This window comes from Dictyobacter aurantiacus, from assembly GCF_003967515.1.
Taxonomy (GTDB): Bacteria; Chloroflexota; Ktedonobacteria; order Ktedonobacterales; family Ktedonobacteraceae; genus Dictyobacter; species Dictyobacter aurantiacus.
Genome location: NZ_BIFQ01000001.1, coordinates 1,867,012 through 1,884,851, shown reverse-complemented (window position 1 = coordinate 1,884,851; position 17,840 = coordinate 1,867,012). Strand labels below are relative to the sequence as shown.

General features: G+C 54.3%; 15 protein-coding genes. 6 read left to right on the top strand and 9 right to left on the bottom strand.

Translation table 11 applies throughout. From position 1 onward, the window contains the following. Nucleotides 1-114: 114 nt before the first annotated feature. Nucleotides 115-1,407: a glycosyltransferase gene (locus tag KTT_RS07505; RefSeq protein ID WP_126595385.1), complete on the top strand. Its 1,293-nt coding sequence runs from the start codon at nucleotides 115-117 to the stop codon at nucleotides 1,405-1,407. A 332-nt stretch (nucleotides 1,408-1,739) separates the two neighbouring features. On the opposite strand, the gene KTT_RS07500 is transcribed toward KTT_RS07505, so the two are convergent. The 5 genes from KTT_RS07500 to KTT_RS07480 form a co-directional block, all read right to left on the bottom strand. After that, nucleotides 1,740-2,201 (bottom strand): nuclear transport factor 2 family protein, encoded by a 462-nt coding sequence (locus tag KTT_RS07500; protein ID WP_126595384.1) that lies wholly within the window; start codon nucleotides 2,199-2,201, stop codon nucleotides 1,740-1,742. A gap of 104 nt (nucleotides 2,202-2,305) precedes the next feature. Next, a complete protein-coding gene (locus tag KTT_RS07495; RefSeq protein WP_126595383.1) occupies nucleotides 2,306-2,800 on the bottom strand; it encodes a DUF427 domain-containing protein in 495 nt (164 codons plus the stop codon). 106 nt (nucleotides 2,801-2,906) lie between these two features. Then, nucleotides 2,907-4,019, bottom strand: coding sequence for a class I SAM-dependent methyltransferase (locus KTT_RS07490; protein WP_126595382.1), 1,113 nt, complete (start codon nucleotides 4,017-4,019; stop codon nucleotides 2,907-2,909). A 60-nt stretch (nucleotides 4,020-4,079) separates the two neighbouring features. Next, a complete protein-coding gene (gene holA, locus KTT_RS07485; protein WP_126595381.1) occupies nucleotides 4,080-5,102 on the bottom strand; it encodes a DNA polymerase III subunit delta in 1,023 nt (340 codons plus the stop codon). A gap of 12 nt (nucleotides 5,103-5,114) precedes the next feature. Continuing rightward, nucleotides 5,115-5,465, bottom strand: coding sequence for a PTS sucrose transporter subunit IIBC (locus KTT_RS07480; RefSeq protein ID WP_126595380.1), 351 nt, complete (start codon nucleotides 5,463-5,465; stop codon nucleotides 5,115-5,117). Between the two features lie 325 nt (nucleotides 5,466-5,790). On the opposite strand from KTT_RS07480, the gene KTT_RS07475 reads away from it, so the two are divergent. Beyond that, nucleotides 5,791-7,197, top strand: a complete 1,407-nt coding sequence (locus KTT_RS07475) for a hypothetical protein (RefSeq protein WP_126594945.1) — start codon at nucleotides 5,791-5,793, stop codon at nucleotides 7,195-7,197. 368 nt (nucleotides 7,198-7,565) lie between these two features. Here KTT_RS07475 and KTT_RS07470 read toward each other — a convergent pair whose 3' ends face one another. Then, nucleotides 7,566-9,326, bottom strand: coding sequence for a bifunctional lysylphosphatidylglycerol flippase/synthetase MprF (locus tag KTT_RS07470; RefSeq protein WP_160145714.1), 1,761 nt, complete (start codon nucleotides 9,324-9,326; stop codon nucleotides 7,566-7,568). Between the two features lie 617 nt (nucleotides 9,327-9,943). Between KTT_RS07470 and KTT_RS07465 the strand changes: the two genes are divergently transcribed. Then, nucleotides 9,944-10,300, top strand: a complete 357-nt coding sequence (locus tag KTT_RS07465) for a DUF4870 domain-containing protein (protein WP_218030855.1) — start codon at nucleotides 9,944-9,946, stop codon at nucleotides 10,298-10,300. 60 nt (nucleotides 10,301-10,360) lie between these two features. Here KTT_RS07465 and KTT_RS07460 read toward each other — a convergent pair whose 3' ends face one another. The 3 genes from KTT_RS07460 to KTT_RS07450 form a co-directional block, all read right to left on the bottom strand. Next, complete coding sequence (locus tag KTT_RS07460; RefSeq protein WP_126595377.1) at nucleotides 10,361-10,837, bottom strand: DUF6789 family protein; 477 nt, start codon at nucleotides 10,835-10,837, stop codon at nucleotides 10,361-10,363. Nucleotides 10,838-11,169: 332 nt separating this feature from the next. Continuing rightward, nucleotides 11,170-12,006 (bottom strand): DUF92 domain-containing protein, encoded by an 837-nt coding sequence (locus tag KTT_RS07455; protein ID WP_218030854.1) that lies wholly within the window; start codon nucleotides 12,004-12,006, stop codon nucleotides 11,170-11,172. Nucleotides 12,007-12,188: 182 nt separating this feature from the next. Then, a complete protein-coding gene (locus tag KTT_RS07450; RefSeq protein ID WP_126595376.1) occupies nucleotides 12,189-12,650 on the bottom strand; it encodes a RusA family crossover junction endodeoxyribonuclease in 462 nt (153 codons plus the stop codon). A gap of 156 nt (nucleotides 12,651-12,806) precedes the next feature. On the opposite strand from KTT_RS07450, the gene KTT_RS07445 reads away from it, so the two are divergent. From KTT_RS07445 to KTT_RS07435, 3 genes are read left to right on the top strand one after another with little or no spacing between them, the layout of a single operon-like run. Beyond that, nucleotides 12,807-14,810 (top strand): hypothetical protein, encoded by a 2,004-nt coding sequence (locus tag KTT_RS07445; RefSeq protein ID WP_126595375.1) that lies wholly within the window; start codon nucleotides 12,807-12,809, stop codon nucleotides 14,808-14,810. Between the two features lie 24 nt (nucleotides 14,811-14,834). Next, the gene (locus KTT_RS07440; protein WP_126595374.1) at nucleotides 14,835-16,694 is read left to right on the top strand and encodes a glutamate mutase L; all 1,860 of its coding nucleotides are present in this window, start codon (nucleotides 14,835-14,837) and stop codon (nucleotides 16,692-16,694) included. Between the two features lie 42 nt (nucleotides 16,695-16,736). Then, nucleotides 16,737-17,699, top strand: coding sequence for a hypothetical protein (locus KTT_RS07435; protein ID WP_126595373.1), 963 nt, complete (start codon nucleotides 16,737-16,739; stop codon nucleotides 17,697-17,699). Nucleotides 17,700-17,840 lie beyond the last annotated feature (141 nt).

The following is a 17,840-nucleotide window of genomic DNA, read 5'->3' as shown; positions in this document are numbered from 1 at the left end:
GGAGTACCATTCTCCTGTGAAAATGTTGATATGAGGTTGTGAATGGGTGGGCCGGCCGTTTTTTGATAGTAGGTGAACATAAATTTTTTCATAACGTAATGAAGAGTGAAAAAAATGAAAAATACATATTGGTGGCAATCCTGGTCGCGCTTTGTGTTGTGGTCGCATGTGATTGGTGTCGTTGGTTTTTATTCTATCCTCTGGTGGCGCACCTCGCCACGCAAAGAAGACCGTTTGCATGTGTTGCCAGCGCGGGTGGCGACTGGTTCTAAGGGAAGATCGGTATCCAATGAGGCTGAGCGGGTGCCGCTGGTCTCAATTATTGTGCCAGCCCGCAATGAGGAACGCAATATTCAGCGCTGCGTGCAGTCGTTGTTGGAGCAGGATTATGAGAATTATGAAGTGATCGTGGTGGATGATGGTTCAATTGATCGCACGGGTGCTATGCTGGACGAACTGGCGCGCAGCCATGTCAACGGTCAGAAACTGTGGGTGCTGCGCCTGCGCGACGAACTGCCTGAGGGTTGGGCGGGCAAGCCACACGCTATCCATAGTGGCGTACAGGAGGCGAAGGGGGATTGGTTTCTCTTTACAGATGCCGATACATGGCATGCTCCAAATGCCTTACGCTCAGCTATTACCCAGGCTATCTCTGAACGGTCCGACCTTTTTACCCTGGGGGCTGAACAGGAGCTTCCGTCTTTCTGGGATCGCGTCCTGATGCCTATGGCGTATCTTGGCATCAGCATGCTCTACCCTCCACGCTTCGTCAATGATCCCCAAAGCCCGCTCGCGGTCGCGAATGGACAATACATTTTGATCCGTCGCCAGGTATATCAAGATCTGGGGGGCTATGGACGTCCCGAGATGCGCGCGACCCTGCTGGATGATCGCGACCTGGCCCACCTGGTCAAGTCTCATCACTACAGTCTGCGCTTTGTCGATAGCCTTGGGCTGGTGCACGTGCATATGTATCATAGCCTGGGTGATATCTGGCGTGGATGGCGCAAGAATGCGTATCTGGGCAATCGTGGGGGATTGCTATTTGTGCTGGTCCAGTTGTTTGGCCTGCCTATGATTTCGATTGTGCCTTTCTTATTGCCATTGCTGGCTCGTCTTTCCCATAGCCCACGCTCGAAGGGTATCTCAGCGCGCGAGGCTGCCCTGGCTACGGGGATTGAGCTGGCACCGCTGATCTCCTATCGCACATGGCTTAATCGCCAGCTGAACGTTCCCTGGTACTATGCCTTTACCCAGCCACTGGCGGGCGCCATCTTCTCAGGGATACTGGGACAATCGATGTGGCGCGTCATAACAAAGCGTGGGGTAGACTGGCGCGGTCGTCAATATCATAATGAGAATGCCCGTATAGCGGAGAAGGGACGACCCGTGAGATCGTCGCTCTAAGACTGGCGAAAAGAAAAGGGGGGATACCTCTTGCGGCATTGATTGTGGCAGCACGCGAGTCCTGTGGCGGAGACTCGGCAAGAGGTATACGTTCTTTTTTACCGTAATTTTTCCCCATCCTCAACTTTCTGTACTTATAGGTATCAATATGATGTTAGCCAACCTGGGGGCGCTGACGCCCCCAATCATTTATTAGAGAGTATGGCGGGAAGCCTCCTGAAACGCGCAACTGCGCGTTTCAGGAGGCTTCCCGCCATACTCTCTAATATTTTTTGAGCGCCGCAGGCGCGTAGTGTCAGGGGCCGAAGGCACGAAACATAGGCTTATTGTACTTATTGTACGATAGGCAGATCGATGCCCAACTGCCTTAATAAACCTGTGATGCCACCGCCAGAGGTATGCTGCACTATCATGGCTACGACGCCCGAATCGTTGAGTTGATAGGTAACATCTTCTGTGGGTAGTGATACGCTGTTCGCGGTCTGGGGGATAGGGGGCGTACCCAGCATGGGAATGATGAAGCTATCGGTCTGATAGCCCTTGATCTGGATGGTTCCGGTGACCCTGTTCTCTGATTGCTCAAGCACATTGTGCAGGTTAAATAAAAGGCCCGGTATGCCCTCTTTAATGTCCTTGAACATGCCCAGAAAGCCAATTTTATCCAGCGGTTTGGGGGTCCAGCCACTGAATTGAAAGTCATCGGCCAGGTAGGTGGCAGCGGTATCCAGATTATTATCGTCCAGGGCACTCATCAAATTGCGCACAACATCTGTAGGTGTATCGCTCGTATTCATTTTCACTCCTTTTCCTCATGTTTGCCGCGCATATTTTTTCCAATATCTATTGGATACACGATGCAGGAATGGAGGAAGTTTTTGTTGAGTTTGTGGCAGAGGCACTACCAGCCGGCCGAGCCTCTGCCACCTTTGAATGGACCCACAATGTCATGGGTGATCCAACCGCCGTAGAAGTCGCCCTCCTGGGCCTGCACCTGTTCGCCGTCGACGTAACAGGCATCCATGTGGGAGGGATAGATGGCGATATAGCCGGCGATCCCTTCATAGCCAGCGGTAGGCTGTGGATAATACCAGGCACCATTGGGCACCGACCTGTCCTTCACCGTGATGGTGTAGTAAGAGGCCATGCCCTTCCATTCGCAGTAAGAATGCCGGTCGGTGGGTGTAAAATATTCCATCTTGATATCCTCGGGTGGAATATAGTACACAGGCGGATGGCTGGTCTCTAATATGCGTTTGGCGCGCTGGCTCCTGGCGATCACCACGCCGTTAAATACTACCTCAATCAACTTTGAGCTATCTTCCAGCCTTGGTGGTCGTGGATAGTCCCAGACTGACTCCTGGCCGGGTCCTGGCTTGCTTCTTTTACGCAGCATTATCCCTCTCCTTTATGGTTGTCTTTTCTGATGTACCATTGCTAGAAACAGGATTATACGGTGGCAGAAAACGGGTAAAGCGTGTCAGGTACGCGGAAAGACAGGCTTAGCGCTTCATGATCAGGACCTTGAAGTTGCCCATGCCCATGGGATCGGTCAGCGCCGAGACCCGCTGGCGCAGATTGTACCATTGGAGGAGAGCGGTCTGCCCCTGGTTGCTGGCCCGATCGGTATCGATGGCGCCAAAGTCGCGCTGGCGTATCTGGTCAAGCTCGTCGTCGATGCCATTGTCGCGTAGCCATTGTCCCTGCGTGGTCAGGGAGTGCAGGCGCAGCCCTTGCTGGCGCCCTACCTGTATCAGGGCCGTGAAATTGACATGAGCTGTGATATCCTGCTCACCTGGCCGTACCAGAGGACGATCGGTTAGCTGGTGTTTGTAGTAGCTGCTCAAGGTTCCGTGGCGGCGCTCAATGCTGTACAGCTTCCCGGCGACATCCCCATAGTCGATAGCCAGGATAAAGCCGTGGCGCTTACGTTGAAGATTGGGGCCCGCGAGGATCTGGCAGGTGCGTTCCATCCAGACAAGGGCATCCAGGTTAATTTCTGCTCGCCAGCCATCCGGAAAGGTGTGCCAGGGAACTTTGAAGCTCTCCAGATAGTCGATCAGCGTGTTGCTGTCCATCTCAACAAGCGTCTCTGCCAGGCGTCCATTCGCGATGGTGACGGCGACCTCGTAAAGCGTATCTCCCTGTTTCTCGACTACATAGACTGGAAAGGCGTCAACCAGTTCGTTTGAGAGGATGATGGCCGGGGTAAATGTATCGTCATCTACAGTTACCAGGGCATCCTGACCGGTCTTAATGTCTGTCTGGCGATAATCCAGGGCGGCCATCAATGCAGGCTCATACGTGGTGGCCCACTGCTGTAACTGTTGTGCCAGATCTCCACGGCCAGCGCCCTGCTCAAGGACACCCAGTCTGGCTGGTTGCCCCAGTTGTTCCCACATCTTCTTCACCTGGCGGCCCATACAATGGGCGAAGAGATCGGCGACGTCGGTACTGGTAAAGTAATCACCCTCCCAACCCATCTTCGCCTCACCGGTCACATAGTAGCCGTAGCCAGGCTCATACAGAGCCATCCGCATATAGTCCGCGAAGGAGATGGGACCCTCGCGCAGGATGCGCTCAGCAATTAGCTGTTGTAAGGAAGATACTTGCATACAGAAAAAAACTTTCTCTCAAAGAATCCAGGCCTGCCAGAAATGCTGTCGTGATCCGGTTTAGAGGCCAAAGTTAACGACGAGTAGATCCAGGGCCATCTCTGGTGTGAGGCGGCTGCGTTTGAGCGCAGCATCGGTAGAGAGGAGCTGCCGATAGGCGTTCTCTAACTGGGGTGCGTTAAAGTTGCCAACCTGGCGCAGAGCCTTGTCGGCGATGAAGGGAGCAATTCCCAGGGTCGAGGCGATCTGCCCACCACGCATCCCCCTCTGGGCCTGCTCCTTGACGAGCAGCAGCGTGCGTACCTGTGAAGTAATCGTACTGATCAGCTTGAGGGGAGGTTCCCCGTCCGCCAGCAGATCGTGCAGAATATTGAGTGCCTGCTTGCGATTGCGCTGGGCCAGGGCGTCGGTAAGATCAAAGATGCGCGCCTCCTGCACCTGGGCGGATAGCTGGCGTACATCGTTTATGGTAATCGTTCCTCCTACCCCGACGTACATCGCCAGCTTATCCAGTTCATTTGCCAGCAGCCGTAAATTGTTGCCAATGAAGTTTGCCAGCAGGCTAATAGCCTCCGGGGCAATCTTAACTCCAATACCTTTGGCCCGACCAGTAATCCATTTCTCCAGGGCAGCTCCCTTGGGAAGCGTGCTCTGGAATACTTTGCCATGTTTTTCAGCGGCCTTTAAGAGGGCATTGTTACTATCCAGTGCCTCCTCTAGCAGCAGGATCATGACGGTTGAATCTGGCATGGTCGCGACATGTTCAGTCAGCGCTTTCTCAAAGCCGGCGCGGCCCGCAGCATTTTTGCTGCTCTTGCGGCCTTTCTTCGCCTTACCGCCCTTATTCGTATCTTCTACAGACGCAGCACTTTCACCACGCTTCTTCTTTGGCAGGCCGTCGATAATGATCAGACGCTGCTCACTCAGAAAGGGGAGTGTCTCGCTGGTCATGATGACGGTCTTAATATCCGCATCATTTCCCATATAAACATCTTGATTAAAACCAAAGTCCCCCTGAGAACGTAGCTGTTTTAAGCGTTCACGGCTCGTGAATTCATCTTCACCATGTAAAAGATAGAACATCGCCTGTCACCGTTATTCGTGTGACACTTGCCGGCGATAGTCGCGACTATTGCGGCGAGCGACGATCAGATCAACGATGATGCCACCAACCAGGCCCGCGGCCGAACAGAGCAGAACTCCACCGAAGAACGCCGAAGCGCCATTGGCGCCAGGGATAGGTTGGGAGAAGAAGAGCGTACCGGCCCAGCCCAGAATGACCAGGAAAGCGATAAACGCGCCGGCAAGACCACCCATAATGACGGCTGTACGGTTCTTCACCGCACTCAACCAGTAAACCAGGAAAAGTGCAATCGGCAATGAAAGCAAGAATCCGATGAAAGCTCCGATCGTTACCTGATCGAGCGAGAGCGCACCAAGCACCATAATGAAATATGCCTCCTGAGGATAATTTGATTTGTAGAAATAGGACTTATACCCCTGTAATTATACGGCAGTTGCCCTACCTGTGACAACATATAGACTTTTTGCTCAGTATCTCTTGAGGTTTGGGGAACGCAGGCGTCCCCATTCTCTTGTTTGATGGTGTGGTGGCAGATGTGAGCATTTGCCACCACACCATCAAAATGGCGTAAAGAATACAAACATGAGACATCCCGAATTTTAAGGTCGGGCTTGTAAAAAGACACCTCCTGAGCGAGACTGAAGAAAGCAACCAACCATCATTCAGTCAATCCAGGAGGTGTTGTTCATGTCATCCCAGTATCTCACACGGCTTGAGGAGCCACAAGTTCCACCATATCCCCCTGCCGAGATGGCTCAGGGATTGTACACCGCTCTCGCTCGGTTTCTAGCTCCGTTGCTCATGGAAGCTGATACCCGCATGGACAAACGACTGGTGCGCACGATGTTGCACACGGTCGCAGTGATCTTGACCTTTCGTGATCGCGTCAATGGCTTGCTCCTCTCGGAAATGGGCGGCTATCTCGAAACGCCTGACAAAGCCCCGGCAGGCACCAAGCGCCTGTCTCGGCTGCTGCATTGTCGCAAATGGTCCGCTGAGCTGATCCGCTCGTATCTGTGGCATCGAGCCAGCCAGCGCCTCACAAGGTGGAAACAGATGGGAAGGGATGTGCTGGCGCTGTGGGATGAGAGCGCCTGGGAGAAACCAGAAAGTATCGCCTCCGATGATCTTGCCCCGGTGCGCTCAAGTAAAGCGGCGCGACTCACCCATATCAAAAAGGGCTACTACACCCCACCGCGTGGCCCCATTTTTGTGCCGGGCCTCCATTGGCTGGCCGTGGTCCTGGTCGGTAGCGAGCAGCAAGACGACCCGCCTGAACTAGCCAGCATGCGGTGGTGGACCAGCCGTGGGGCGCGCGCCTCCTTCAAACGCGATGAGCAAGCCAAACTGTTGCTGCAAGGCGTTCTGCTCTGGGGACGCGAGGTGATGCATGTCTTTGATCAAGGCTTCGCCAGCAGTTTCTGGCTGGGTCTGTTGCTGGCGTTCTCGTTGCGCTTTGTGCTGCGCTGGAACAAAGACTATCAGCTCGTGGATGCCCAGGGTCAGCGACGTGCAGCCTGGAAAATCACCCGCGGCAAACGAGGATGGCAAGAACGCTGGGTGTGGGATTGCCGTCGTCACCAGTGGGTCATGGGCAGCATTCTTGCCTTTCCGGTGACGCACCCCGACCATCCTGAGCAGCCCTTGTGGTTGGTCGTAGCTCGGCGCAAAGGTGGCTTGCCCTGGTATCTGCTCACCGCCGAGTCCATCACCACCGCGGAAGATGCCTGGCGGATCATGTTTGCCTATGCGCGTCGCTGGCAGATCGAACTGACCTGGAAAGAAAACAAGAGCGAATTGGGCTTCCAAAGCCCGCGGCTCTGGGAGTGGGAGCCGCGAGAAAAACTGCTGCTGTTGGCGGCGCTGGCCTACGCCTTTCTGCTGAGCCTGCTGGCGCCGTTTTACGAACTCTTACGCCGCTGGCTGTTGCGGCACTACTGTCATCGCACAGGCCGTCATGCCCGGCAAGCACACCAGCCGTTTGCACGGCTGCGCCTGGCCTTGAGTCGGTTGTGGCAACGGATCCCTGCGCGCTGGGAGGAGGTAGCTGGCCGGCCCCGGCCCCAGCCTCGCGTCCAGATCATCATGCTCTGAGGTGGTGTGGAGGTTCCCCACGTGACGAGAGACGCTCTGGTCGGCATCGGCTGACCATGTGGGCGTGTGTCCGGTGTTCATCGGGTACAACGCGTCTTGCCAACAGAGGATGCGAATGCGTGCGAAAAGAGCATACCCCTAGGCCCTGTGGAAGCCGCTGGGATGCTTTGGGAGTGGAAAGTCGATTGACCAGCTCCTTTCTCTTTTTCCGTTTTTTGGCACAGTGGTGCTTTTCAGCGAGCCAAACGGGGAAAGCACGTTGTTCTGCAAGAGAAGAGAAGCGAGCAGTTCTCCTTCAAAAATGGAGAACTGCTCGCTTCTTTCACAAGTTCATCCCTAAAATTTGGGATGTCTCATGTTTGTATTCTTTACGCTTTTACTGCTTCAACGCTTTTGAGGCGCGCTTTTTCGCTCAGGTTGTGTTTGCGCTGCCACTCGTTGATGGTCTGGACGAGGGTGCCCATCAAGGAGGCATCGGTCTGGTGGGCATTATACAGAGCCCAGCCAATCTTGGGCAGGTTCAGGGCATCTGAATAGACTAGGTAGCGGCTCTCCCACGTGGGCTGAAACTTCTTCTTAAAGTTAAACAGCGACTGATTCTTACTGGGATTGCCGAAGCGATCGGTCAGGAAGTCGATGCTGTTACCCAGGAAGGTATCATCATCCTCATTGGCGTTGCTCAAGGGGGCCAGGCCCAGGCTGATCATCTGCGCGCCCAGGTTTTTCATATGCTCAATGGAGCGTGCCAGCAGCAATTCCATCGTCCCCGGAGCGCACTGTTCAGCGCGGCGCATCAGGTCCAGTCCCCAGCCCTGGCGACCATAAATGGGGATGAATGACACAAAGGCGTGCACTTTATTCTGTTCATCAACCGCCAGTGCATAGATCTGCTGGGGATCGCCCTGCGCATCAAAGCGACCCAGGCTGAAGCTCATTTCGGAGCCACCTTTTTCGGCCAGCCAGTGCTGCGAGATCTGCTCCATCTGATGAAGCTGCTCCTGATCGCTGACCTTACCGCGATAGAAGATGACGCGCAGGCCATCTTTTTCCGCGCGCTTGGCACTGGAGCGCACATTGGCCATCGCGCCCCCCTTAAGCGTAAACTTTTGCGCATCGATGACTGCGTCTTCTCCGATTTTTAGCAGGCGGAAGCCAGCGCTGCGATACAGGGCCGCAACCTGGTCGCGGATCTGCCAGAAGACGATCGACCAATCCTGCTCGTTACAGAAGGCGACAAACTGCTTGATGACCTCGGGCATCTCATCTTCAGGGCCAATCGGGTCGCCCGCGACGACAGCTGTACTGCCCTGCAGAACATAGCTGATCACCGAGCGCCCTGAGTTGGAGAAGAAGTAGGATTTATCCTCGCCAAGGGCAAAGTAGCTGATAGAGTTTGTGCCGTAGATGCGTACGATTTCATTAACCTTATCGCGTGTGGCCGTATCCGGGATTAAAACGGCTGCCACCGGGCGGAAAATCTGGGCCATACCATACAGGATGGCGCTGATGCAAAGTACCGGTAGCGCATGCTGGAAGAAGAAGGCTTCCGTGGCATGCGGGATGCGCAGGCTGCCATGGGAGAACATGCGGATGATCACGCCATGGATACCGATGCGATCGATCCAGGGGGCGAAATCGTCGTACAGGGCGATAAAGCCGCCAATGGCATAGAAGACCACGATACCCAGACCCAGGCATAGCGCTACGTAACCCCGCCGTGCCGATGGAGGATCACTTTTGGCGTGAAAATAGCCTTTGAGTGAATAGAGCGCAGCAGTCAGCGCCAGCGCGATCAGTGTAGCCAGCACCGAGCCGCTACGCTGAACGTGGAGTACCGCTGAGAGTAACAGAAGAATAAGTGTAATGCTCCACGCATGCTTTTTGCCGCGTGCCAGGCCATAAGAGAGCACGATCAGGAAGAAACCCACCACGACCGTAAATGTCTGGGCTGGTACACGGTGATTGACAATTGGCCAGGCCCCCAGAAAAAAGCTCCAGCTAAAGCGGGGAACAATCGCTGATAGCATATCCGATAGTCCTACCAGCGCAGTGACGAGCCCGGCAAGATAGCGAACACTATGTCGCATGCGATCGGTTTTTTTGGTTGTTTGTATAATTTCTGTTTGCATAAAGCCCTTCATTTGTCACATCGGCCCCTGAAAATGTGGGTGGATGGAGGTGCATACTGTCAGCTATAGCGGGTAGCTACTCCAGATATCACACTTCAGTCACAGTAATCATTGCTGATCTTGTTCTCTTGTTGCCCGAGCAACTAATTTTATACTACACTTTAATGTATAGCCGAATTCATAAATATTATGCACAATCTTTATTGTACATGTTATGTACATATTTCATGCGTAGCGGGATTTTCGACCGCTACTTTTCTCCTACCTCAGGATAAACGCAGATGCACGACAATATTTTTAAGCTTTCTCATACAATTCTTATCTGCTCTAAATTTTGTCCATATGATGAAACGCATAATATCCTTAAATGGTTGCATCAATAGGATTTTTCTATAGATCTTATACCAGAAAATGGTCGCTTTGTCTGTTACCTTTAGTACAAAAGGGTTGTGATTTATAGACATTTTGGGGGTCATCATTTTTTGGGGAGTGAAGTTGCAACGCCTCCAGACTTTGTGCGTATATAGCGTTTGTAGAGATAATTACCAGAAAGACATGGGCTCTGGGTTATTGGTTCCTATTTTTCAGAACAGTGAGGCATTGGAAGAATGCGTAGAATGACGACGCTTGGAGTCAATGAGCGCATTGAGCGTGTGCTGGCATATTCATTATTCTGGGTATCAGGATTTGTGCTGCTCCTGGTTGAGAAGAACCAGACTGTACGCTGGCACGCGAAACAATCTTTAATTACATTTGGCGCACTCTCGTTACTGATGTTTGGCGTCAGCATGCTAAATACCACGCTTGGGTGGATCCCATTCCTGGGCATTCTGACTTCTTTTGGGCTGGGCTTATTATTACGCATTCTGGTCTGGACATGGTTTATTCTCTGGATCTGGTTGATGGTAATGGCGTGGCTCAGCCCCGATTATCGTTTGCCCTTTATCAGTAAATGGGTACGCTCAATCCTCTAAAGCAAAGGCGCCAGGACAGGCTGAGAAAAGGTATAGCAATCTTCCCAGCCTGTTTTTTTGTTATTTTCCCTCTTTATATAATAATCCCAACGTAAGTCCAAACACCAGATGGCGTACTATATTTTGCCAGAAAGAGGTCCAATTGGCAAGTTTTGGTAGTTCGCCATTTTTAATGAGTGGATGGTATTTATCGGCCAGAGGGGTGAGCCACCATGCGCTCACGATAAAGATCTCTCCGAAGATGGAGCCTTTCAGCCAGTCTGGTCCGGGTAAGAAACGCTTGAACACGGCGGCATAGATCTCTGCCAGGACGGCCCCGTTTAGAAAATGGATGATCCACGAGAGGGCGGCGATGCCCTTGATTTTTTTCTCGCCTTCAATGAGCCCCTGGATAAAACGCACATCGCTAAAGCGGTTGCCGACGAGAAATTTATCGCCCTCCATGGCGATGCTGTAGGCGGCCGTTGCTACGAGGCCCGTCCACGCCGCTTTACCCGGCTTCCATCGCGGTGAGAGCAGTGATTTTCCTATATTCATGATCGTGTCCTAACTAACTTTGTTACAGTGTAGTACCTTCTTTATTAATCCAGATTACATACGTCCGGTTAGTGCCCGGTTAGAAAGTGTGATATTTCTGGCGTGCCAGAAATATAAACCTCGGGGCGTGGGGAGCGCAGGCGCCCCCATAAAAAGACCTTTGGGAAGGTGCGCCCCGGTTGCGCCCCCATAAAAAGACCTTTGGGAAGGTGCGCCCCGGTTGCACCATCACAAAAACGAGCTTTGCGCACCGCAGATGTGAATGCGCAGGCATGTTCCCAGTGCAGATCATGCACGCCTGATGCTTCACTGAGAGATATGGAATTCCGGAACTATTTATTGATGTTTTTCCCTATACAAAAGGGTAAGCGAAGCAGGATGGCCAGCAAACTGCCGAACAGCGTGGCCAGCAGATTGACCAGGTCATTGTCCAGCCAACTCCATCCGCGTAGATGGTGGGTTGGTGTGCCGCAGCTATGGATACGGCGCTCGGTCTCTTTCTGGCAGTGGGGGCAATAGTAGATGGCCTGTACTGTTGCTCCCAGGAAACTGTCAAAAAGACTGCCCGCGAATCCACTCAGCAGGGCGATGAGGGGCAGCAGTGGCGAAATACGGCGTTGCAGCAACTGGTAGACCAGTCCTTCACTGAAAGCTCCGCCAGCGGCCGCGCCTGCTCCCAGCGTACTGACCCCTCCCGAAGTTCCGGGTGCCGTAGTTTGGCCGGTCGTGATTAAGCGTGGAGGATGCTGGCTGAGTACGCCCAGTTCTGTTGCCCAGGTATCGGCATTGGCTGTGGCCATGGCGCCGATAAAGCCTGCTTCAAAGCTTGCGCGTAGGACTGGTTGCTGGCTCAGACCGTAGCCCATGGCCATGACCGTAGCCACGCCGCCATTGGCTCCGACCTGGGCCAGGTCCCTCCGCGATCCCTTACTAAACTTATCGGCGGCCGTACGTTCTTTGTCAGTGGCTCGAAAATGTGAAAAAAGACTGGAAGAGGCGAAAAAGAAGATAAGGGAAAGCCCCCAGCCCAGGCCACCCAGACCAAAGATAGTGGTGCCAGTCGCGATCGCGCCAGCTACTCCACTGCCGCTCAATGAGCGCCTGCGATAGGCCAACCAGCCAATGCCGCTACTTAAGAGCAGACCAGAGAATAAGCGTTGTCTGCTCACCTTCTTTGTGGGCTTGCCAGATCCTGGGCTGACGCCTATAGCTTGCATTATAGAAGTGAAAAACGTCTGCATATATAGTACCTCATTGAAATTTGGGTCCAGTTTTGTTACAGAAGTCGAGTGTTATTGGTTTTATCTTAAAGAAGGCGTGGTGCAAATACAAGTATAGTAGTCTATAATCTTTAGCTCAGAAGTACATATTCTTTGTCAAATTGCCAGTCGTCTATCGCCTCCAATTCGACATAGAGGTGAGGGTGGAGCGGGTCAATATGTTTCATTAAATGAATATCTACCACGCGATTATCATTGATCCCCAATCCTTCACAGATAGCATCTTGCGTAATTTTGAGTCCGCCATCAAGGTCTCTCCGTAAAGGTGTAGTAAAGTAGCAATCCAGCAGGAGAGCCAGGTGGCTTTGTTGAAATTGCTTGCCCAGGGCCTGCGAGATCTGTCCCTGCCTTTCAAGCTGCCGCAGTACGCTTCGTACTGTGCGCTTAAAGCCACGGGCAACCTGCGTACTGACGCGATGTCCGTTGACAGTGGCGTATTGCTCATTGATGCTCGGGGGAAGCGGGAGAGTAAGGCATATACGTGGAGGAGATGTATAAACAACTCCTCCCCAATCATGTGTCTGCTCACGCATAAATATATTCCACCTATGTAGTACTTTTGGAATAAACAATATCCTGCGTATTGTATCATATCAGCATGTTTTATCCTGTAAATCATGATCGTTGTCAAGCTGGAAAAAGAGTGATACACTGCCAAGAATGAGGCCTGACGAAAGCGAGGAGTAAAAGTGATCAAGTGTAACCGCTGTGGAAAAATGACCCCTGCCGGCACAGTTTGTCAGGCATGTGGCGCCCCACTCACTGGCATGGTTAATAATGGACCCGCCCAGAGCATGGGCTTCCAGGACCAGCCAGAGTTACCAGCCTGGCTGGAGTCGTTGCGTGCCGGTGAGCGGCCAGCAGCGCCCCCTGCGAATAATGTCCCGAATTTTTCCCCGGCTGATCTGGTTGATGATGGGGCCCTTCCAAGCTGGATGCGCTCAGAACGTGGGGATGCGCGTGATAATATGTCATCCAATTCGCCTGCTTCTGCTCAGCCCAATCAGTTTCCTGATCAAGGCGTGCCTGGCGGAAATGTTCCGCCACAGGGGATTACAGCGCAATCATTAATTGATGAAAAATCATTACCATCCTGGATGCAGGAGGGGGCGTCATCTGGCACGTCTCCTCAGCCCTCTCCAAACGGTCTTGCAGCCTCCAGTCTGGTGCAACCTGATAACGTACCGGATTGGATGCGCACGCTGCAGTCGTCATCTGCGGCTCCCCGGCCAAATCCTGCGCCAGCCGCTCCGCAGCCTCCGGCGAGGCCGGCTGAACCGCCTGCGTCCTCGACGGTAGCCCCTGGATTTTCGGCCCGCGACCTGGTAGATCAGCAGTCCCTGCCATCCTGGATGCAGCCACAAAATGAACCGGTCGGACGCGAAACCAACGCGGGTGCAAGCGCGATAAATCAGACTCCGCAGCCCCCGATGAGGCCGGCTGAACCGCCTGCATCCCCGACGGTTACACCTGGATTTTCGGCCCGTGATCTGGTGGATCAGCAGTCCCTGCCATCCTGGATGCAGCCGCAAAATGAGCCAGCCGGACGCGAAACCAACGCGGGCGCAAACTCAAACGCCAGTGCGATCAATCAGACTCCTCCAGCCGCTAGCGGCGGTCAGAATGGTTTCTCTGCATCTTCGTTGTTAGATGTGGATTCGTTACCATCGTGGTTGCGCGAGGGTGCTCAAGGTTCAGGCCAGCAGCCGCGAGCCAATAATCCGGTGGTCCCTACACCGCAGCAGCCCGCCTGGCCGGCGCAAGCGCCTGCACAACCTGACTGGAATCAGGGTCAATCCGGTTCTGTATGGCCGATTGCCGGGGGACAGACGCCATCTGGTATGCAAGCCCCGATGCAGACGCCTCCAGCCAATTCGATGCCTCAACAGGGGGGGCAGCTATCGGCGGCTTCCTTTATTGATCCAAACTCGCTGCCAGAATGGTTGCGCTCCTCTGGTGGTCAGCCGGGAACCGCCGGTCAGCCACAGGGACCAGGATCACGACCGTCAGGCTATGGAGTGCCTCCAAGGCCGGACAATATGCGCGTCCCTAGCCGTCCCCGTAATGAGGTCAATCCGAGCGAGAGCAGTGAGCTGGCCGCCAATGTGTTTGCTTCGATGCTGGGTGTTGCCTCCGCGACCCCCAATTATCCAGTGCAGCAACAGGGAGGGCAGCCAGGGCAATCTCAACCGCAGGCTTATGGGCAGAACCCTTCGGGTGTGCAGCCCCCTTATACGGGGCAAGCGCAAACCGGGCAGGGAGCTCCGTACAGTCAGCCCGGACAGGCTGGCAGTTATGCGCCGTCAGGCCAGTCGGGCCAATGGAATCAGCCCGGTGCTATGGGTCAGCCGGGAATGTCACAGAACAGCCTGAGTGGCATGCCAGCTTCTGGATCGATCCCCAACACACCAACGGGCACCAGTGGCGTATTCCCTCAGAACTATAGCGCCGGCAATAGCCTATCGGGCACGTATGGCAATGCTTACCCTGGTAGCAGCCAGGGACAAGGGAATCCAGGCATGGGTGCTAATCCTTCAATGGGTGGTCAAACTGGTGTAAATGCTGGTTCTCCCTATGCAGGCAACGCTTATGGATCGCAGGCTTCATCGGCCTCACCTGATAGCACCAGCGATCAGAAAAGTAACAAAAAACGTGGATTGTTTGAGGCAATTCGCGAATGGCTTTCTCGTTAGTCTGAGAGAAGAAGGATACCGGAAATGTATACACAACCCTATCCAGAGGGTGGACAGGGTCCAGCACAGAACTCAGTGACTCCTAATTCCCTGCTGGTTGCTGATTGTGGGGCGGTTTTTACCAAGGTCTCGCTCTTTGGCCTGGTTGAAGGTCAATATCGGTTGATGGCGCGTGGAGAGGCGCCATCAACGATTAAGCCCCCGCTTGAAGACCTCTCGGAAGGTATTATTCATGCTATCAATGTGGTCGAATTTGTGACGGGTCGCAAATTTGTTGAGGAGAAGCATGTTATTTCTCCTGAGCAGGCAAACGGAGATGGCGTCGATATTTTTATCGCGACGGTGAGTGCGGGTGACCCCCTGCGTGTTGCCGCTCTGGGGGCGGTTACCCCCGAATTAGAAAATTTATCTGCACAGGCCGTTTCAGGCCTGTATGCCCAGGTGCAGGCGATCCCTTCCCCCGCGCAGTTGGCCGCGACCACACCTGCGGCTGTAGGCGTATCCGGCGCTGGTGGTGGCTGGACGCAGGAGCGTGTTTCCCAGGAATGGGAACGACAACAGGCACGCCTGCGTGAATTGCAGCCGCAGGCGGCCCTTATTATCGGAAGTGCCGATGGCCCCGCTGGCCCTACGCCTCTGCAAGAGGCCTGCCAGCTGTTGATTAACCATGCGCGAGAAGCGGTTCAGCAGGGGAGTGGGACCTCCTCTGACGGATCATCCAGGCGCTATTCGGTTGTCTATGCCGGAGCTCCGCAGTATGTAGAGGCGGTACGCCGCATGCTACAAAACGTTGCGGATGTTACGAGGGTGGAGCCATTAACCAACTCGGCCCAACTGGGTCCCGTGAGCGCGGCTATCGGTTCGCTGCACGAGCGCGAGGGGCTGCAACAGATTCCCGGTTATGAGCGCGTACGTAACTGGTCCGGGGTGAATCCTGTTGCCTCCGCCACCTCTTTAAGTAGCCTGGTGCGCTTCCTGGCCCAGCACTACATGATGAATGTCACAGCTGTTGATGTCGGTGGAAGTACCACCGCTGTGATGATGGCGGGCGAGCAGGGAGAATTTATTCCCATGGTCAATAGCGGCATCGGCGTTGGTCCCAACATTGGCGATATACTGCAAAAGGTTGGCCTGCAGCGCATTACGCGCTGGCTGCCATTTCTTATTTCAGAGGATGAGGTACGGCAATTTGTGCTCAACCACATGTTGCATCCTCAAACCTTGCCGACGGATGGACGCGAACTGGCGTTGATGCAGGCATTTGCTCGCGAAGCGATCTCTCTAACAGTGGAGGCGGCGCGCAAGAGCAGTCACCTGGAGTTGCCGGATACCGACCTGGTCCTGGCTACAGGTGGTGTTTTATCACATGCACCAAAGTATGGGCAGATCGCGATGATGTTGCTGGACGCGCTCCAGCCACGTGGCGTTACCTCTCTGGTGGTTGATAGCACCATGCTGATTTCACAACTGGGGGCTGTGGCTACCGTGGCCCCGGTAATGGCTGTGCAGGTCAATGAGAATGACGCGGTCTCGCATCGGCTCGGGACCTGTGTTATTCCCTTTGGGAATGTCCAACAGGGTCAGCTGGCCGTGCGGGTAGGGGTAGAATATAGTAATGGCAGGCAATTGAACGTTGATGTCATGGGAGGTTCCATCGAGGTTATCCCCTTACAGATAAACGAGCAAGCCCTGCTAACACTTTTCCCCGCTCCGACGGTAGATGTTGGGCTTGGACCCGGTGAACGCGCGCGCGCCGCCGAAGAGATCGATGGTGGCCTGATCGGGCTGATCATTGATGCCCGTGGTCGTCCGCTGGTTCTTCCAGGAGATGACACTGAGCGCCAGGCACGTCTGCTGCAATGGTCACAGGCGCTAGGGGCGTAAGGGGCGTAAGTGGGAAGATCACAATAATGGGAGGTTCCTGCCATGGTCTATCCTGCAGGGTGGTCTGTTCTTCCGCGATTGATCGTCAAACGAGAGCGCTGGCCCGGTGGATATCGAGTCAGGGGCGTCCCATTAGTCTACCGTGGTCAGGAGGTGGTGCCGGATCAACCCGTCCTTCGCCTGACCGCATCCTCAAGAAAGATAGAGCAGGAGGGGCGCGCGCAAGGCACGCCTTCCTCTCCTGGCCTCTCCTCTGATATCCCCGCTGGCCTGCATGGGCGCGTTGTCGGCTTTACCTCACGCGGAGGAGTGGTGATTGAGAGCCATGCGGCCGTGATTCAGGGCGCGCTTGGCGCGGGTAAGCAGGTGGCGGGCGTTCTCACGATGTGGCAGCCCCACAATCAATATGCTTATGTTCAGGCCATTCCTCCTGGAGCTATTTTGATTGTTCCTGGACCCCTGACCTTTAGTCTGCTGCACCAGGCCCTCAATTCGGGCGTCGTTGGTGTGATTGCCAGCAGTGTCGCCCTGCGTGACCTTGAAGGTTTTCTGCGCGCTGACTATCTCCACCTGCTTAAGCTGACCGCTTTGGAGCAGGCGCTGGAGCAATTACCTCCCCTGACATTGATGTTGACTGAGGGTATCGGTTCCTCCAATATGCCAGTCCACACCATGAACCTTCTCACGCACTATCAGGGTTCAATCGGTTTGCTCTCCGGCACGACCTCACTGACCCATAATTACTTTCCAGAGCTGGTTATTTCGATCCCATTGGCCGAGATCGACAAAGAATGGCAGGCTGTGCGGCCCGATAGCACCCTGGCGCTGGGCGCGCAGGTGCGCGTATGTGGGGGAGCGCGCAATGGCGCGGTTGGCATGATCGATTACTTCTACTCCTATGAGCAGGTCTTTGCGTCTGGTCTGCGTGCGCGGGCCGCGCGTCTACGACTCGACGATGGTTCGTTCTCCACCGTGCCGCTTACCCTGATTGAACGCATCTGTTAGGCCGTTAGCAACCAGGGACCCATCCGCCTGCTGTGCCGGCTTCTATATGCTTGACACCAGGGGCACATCCGCCTGCTGTGCTGGCTTCTATAGGTTATGAGTCATCCCGAACTTTTGAAAAAGTTCCCAAAACCGGGGTGC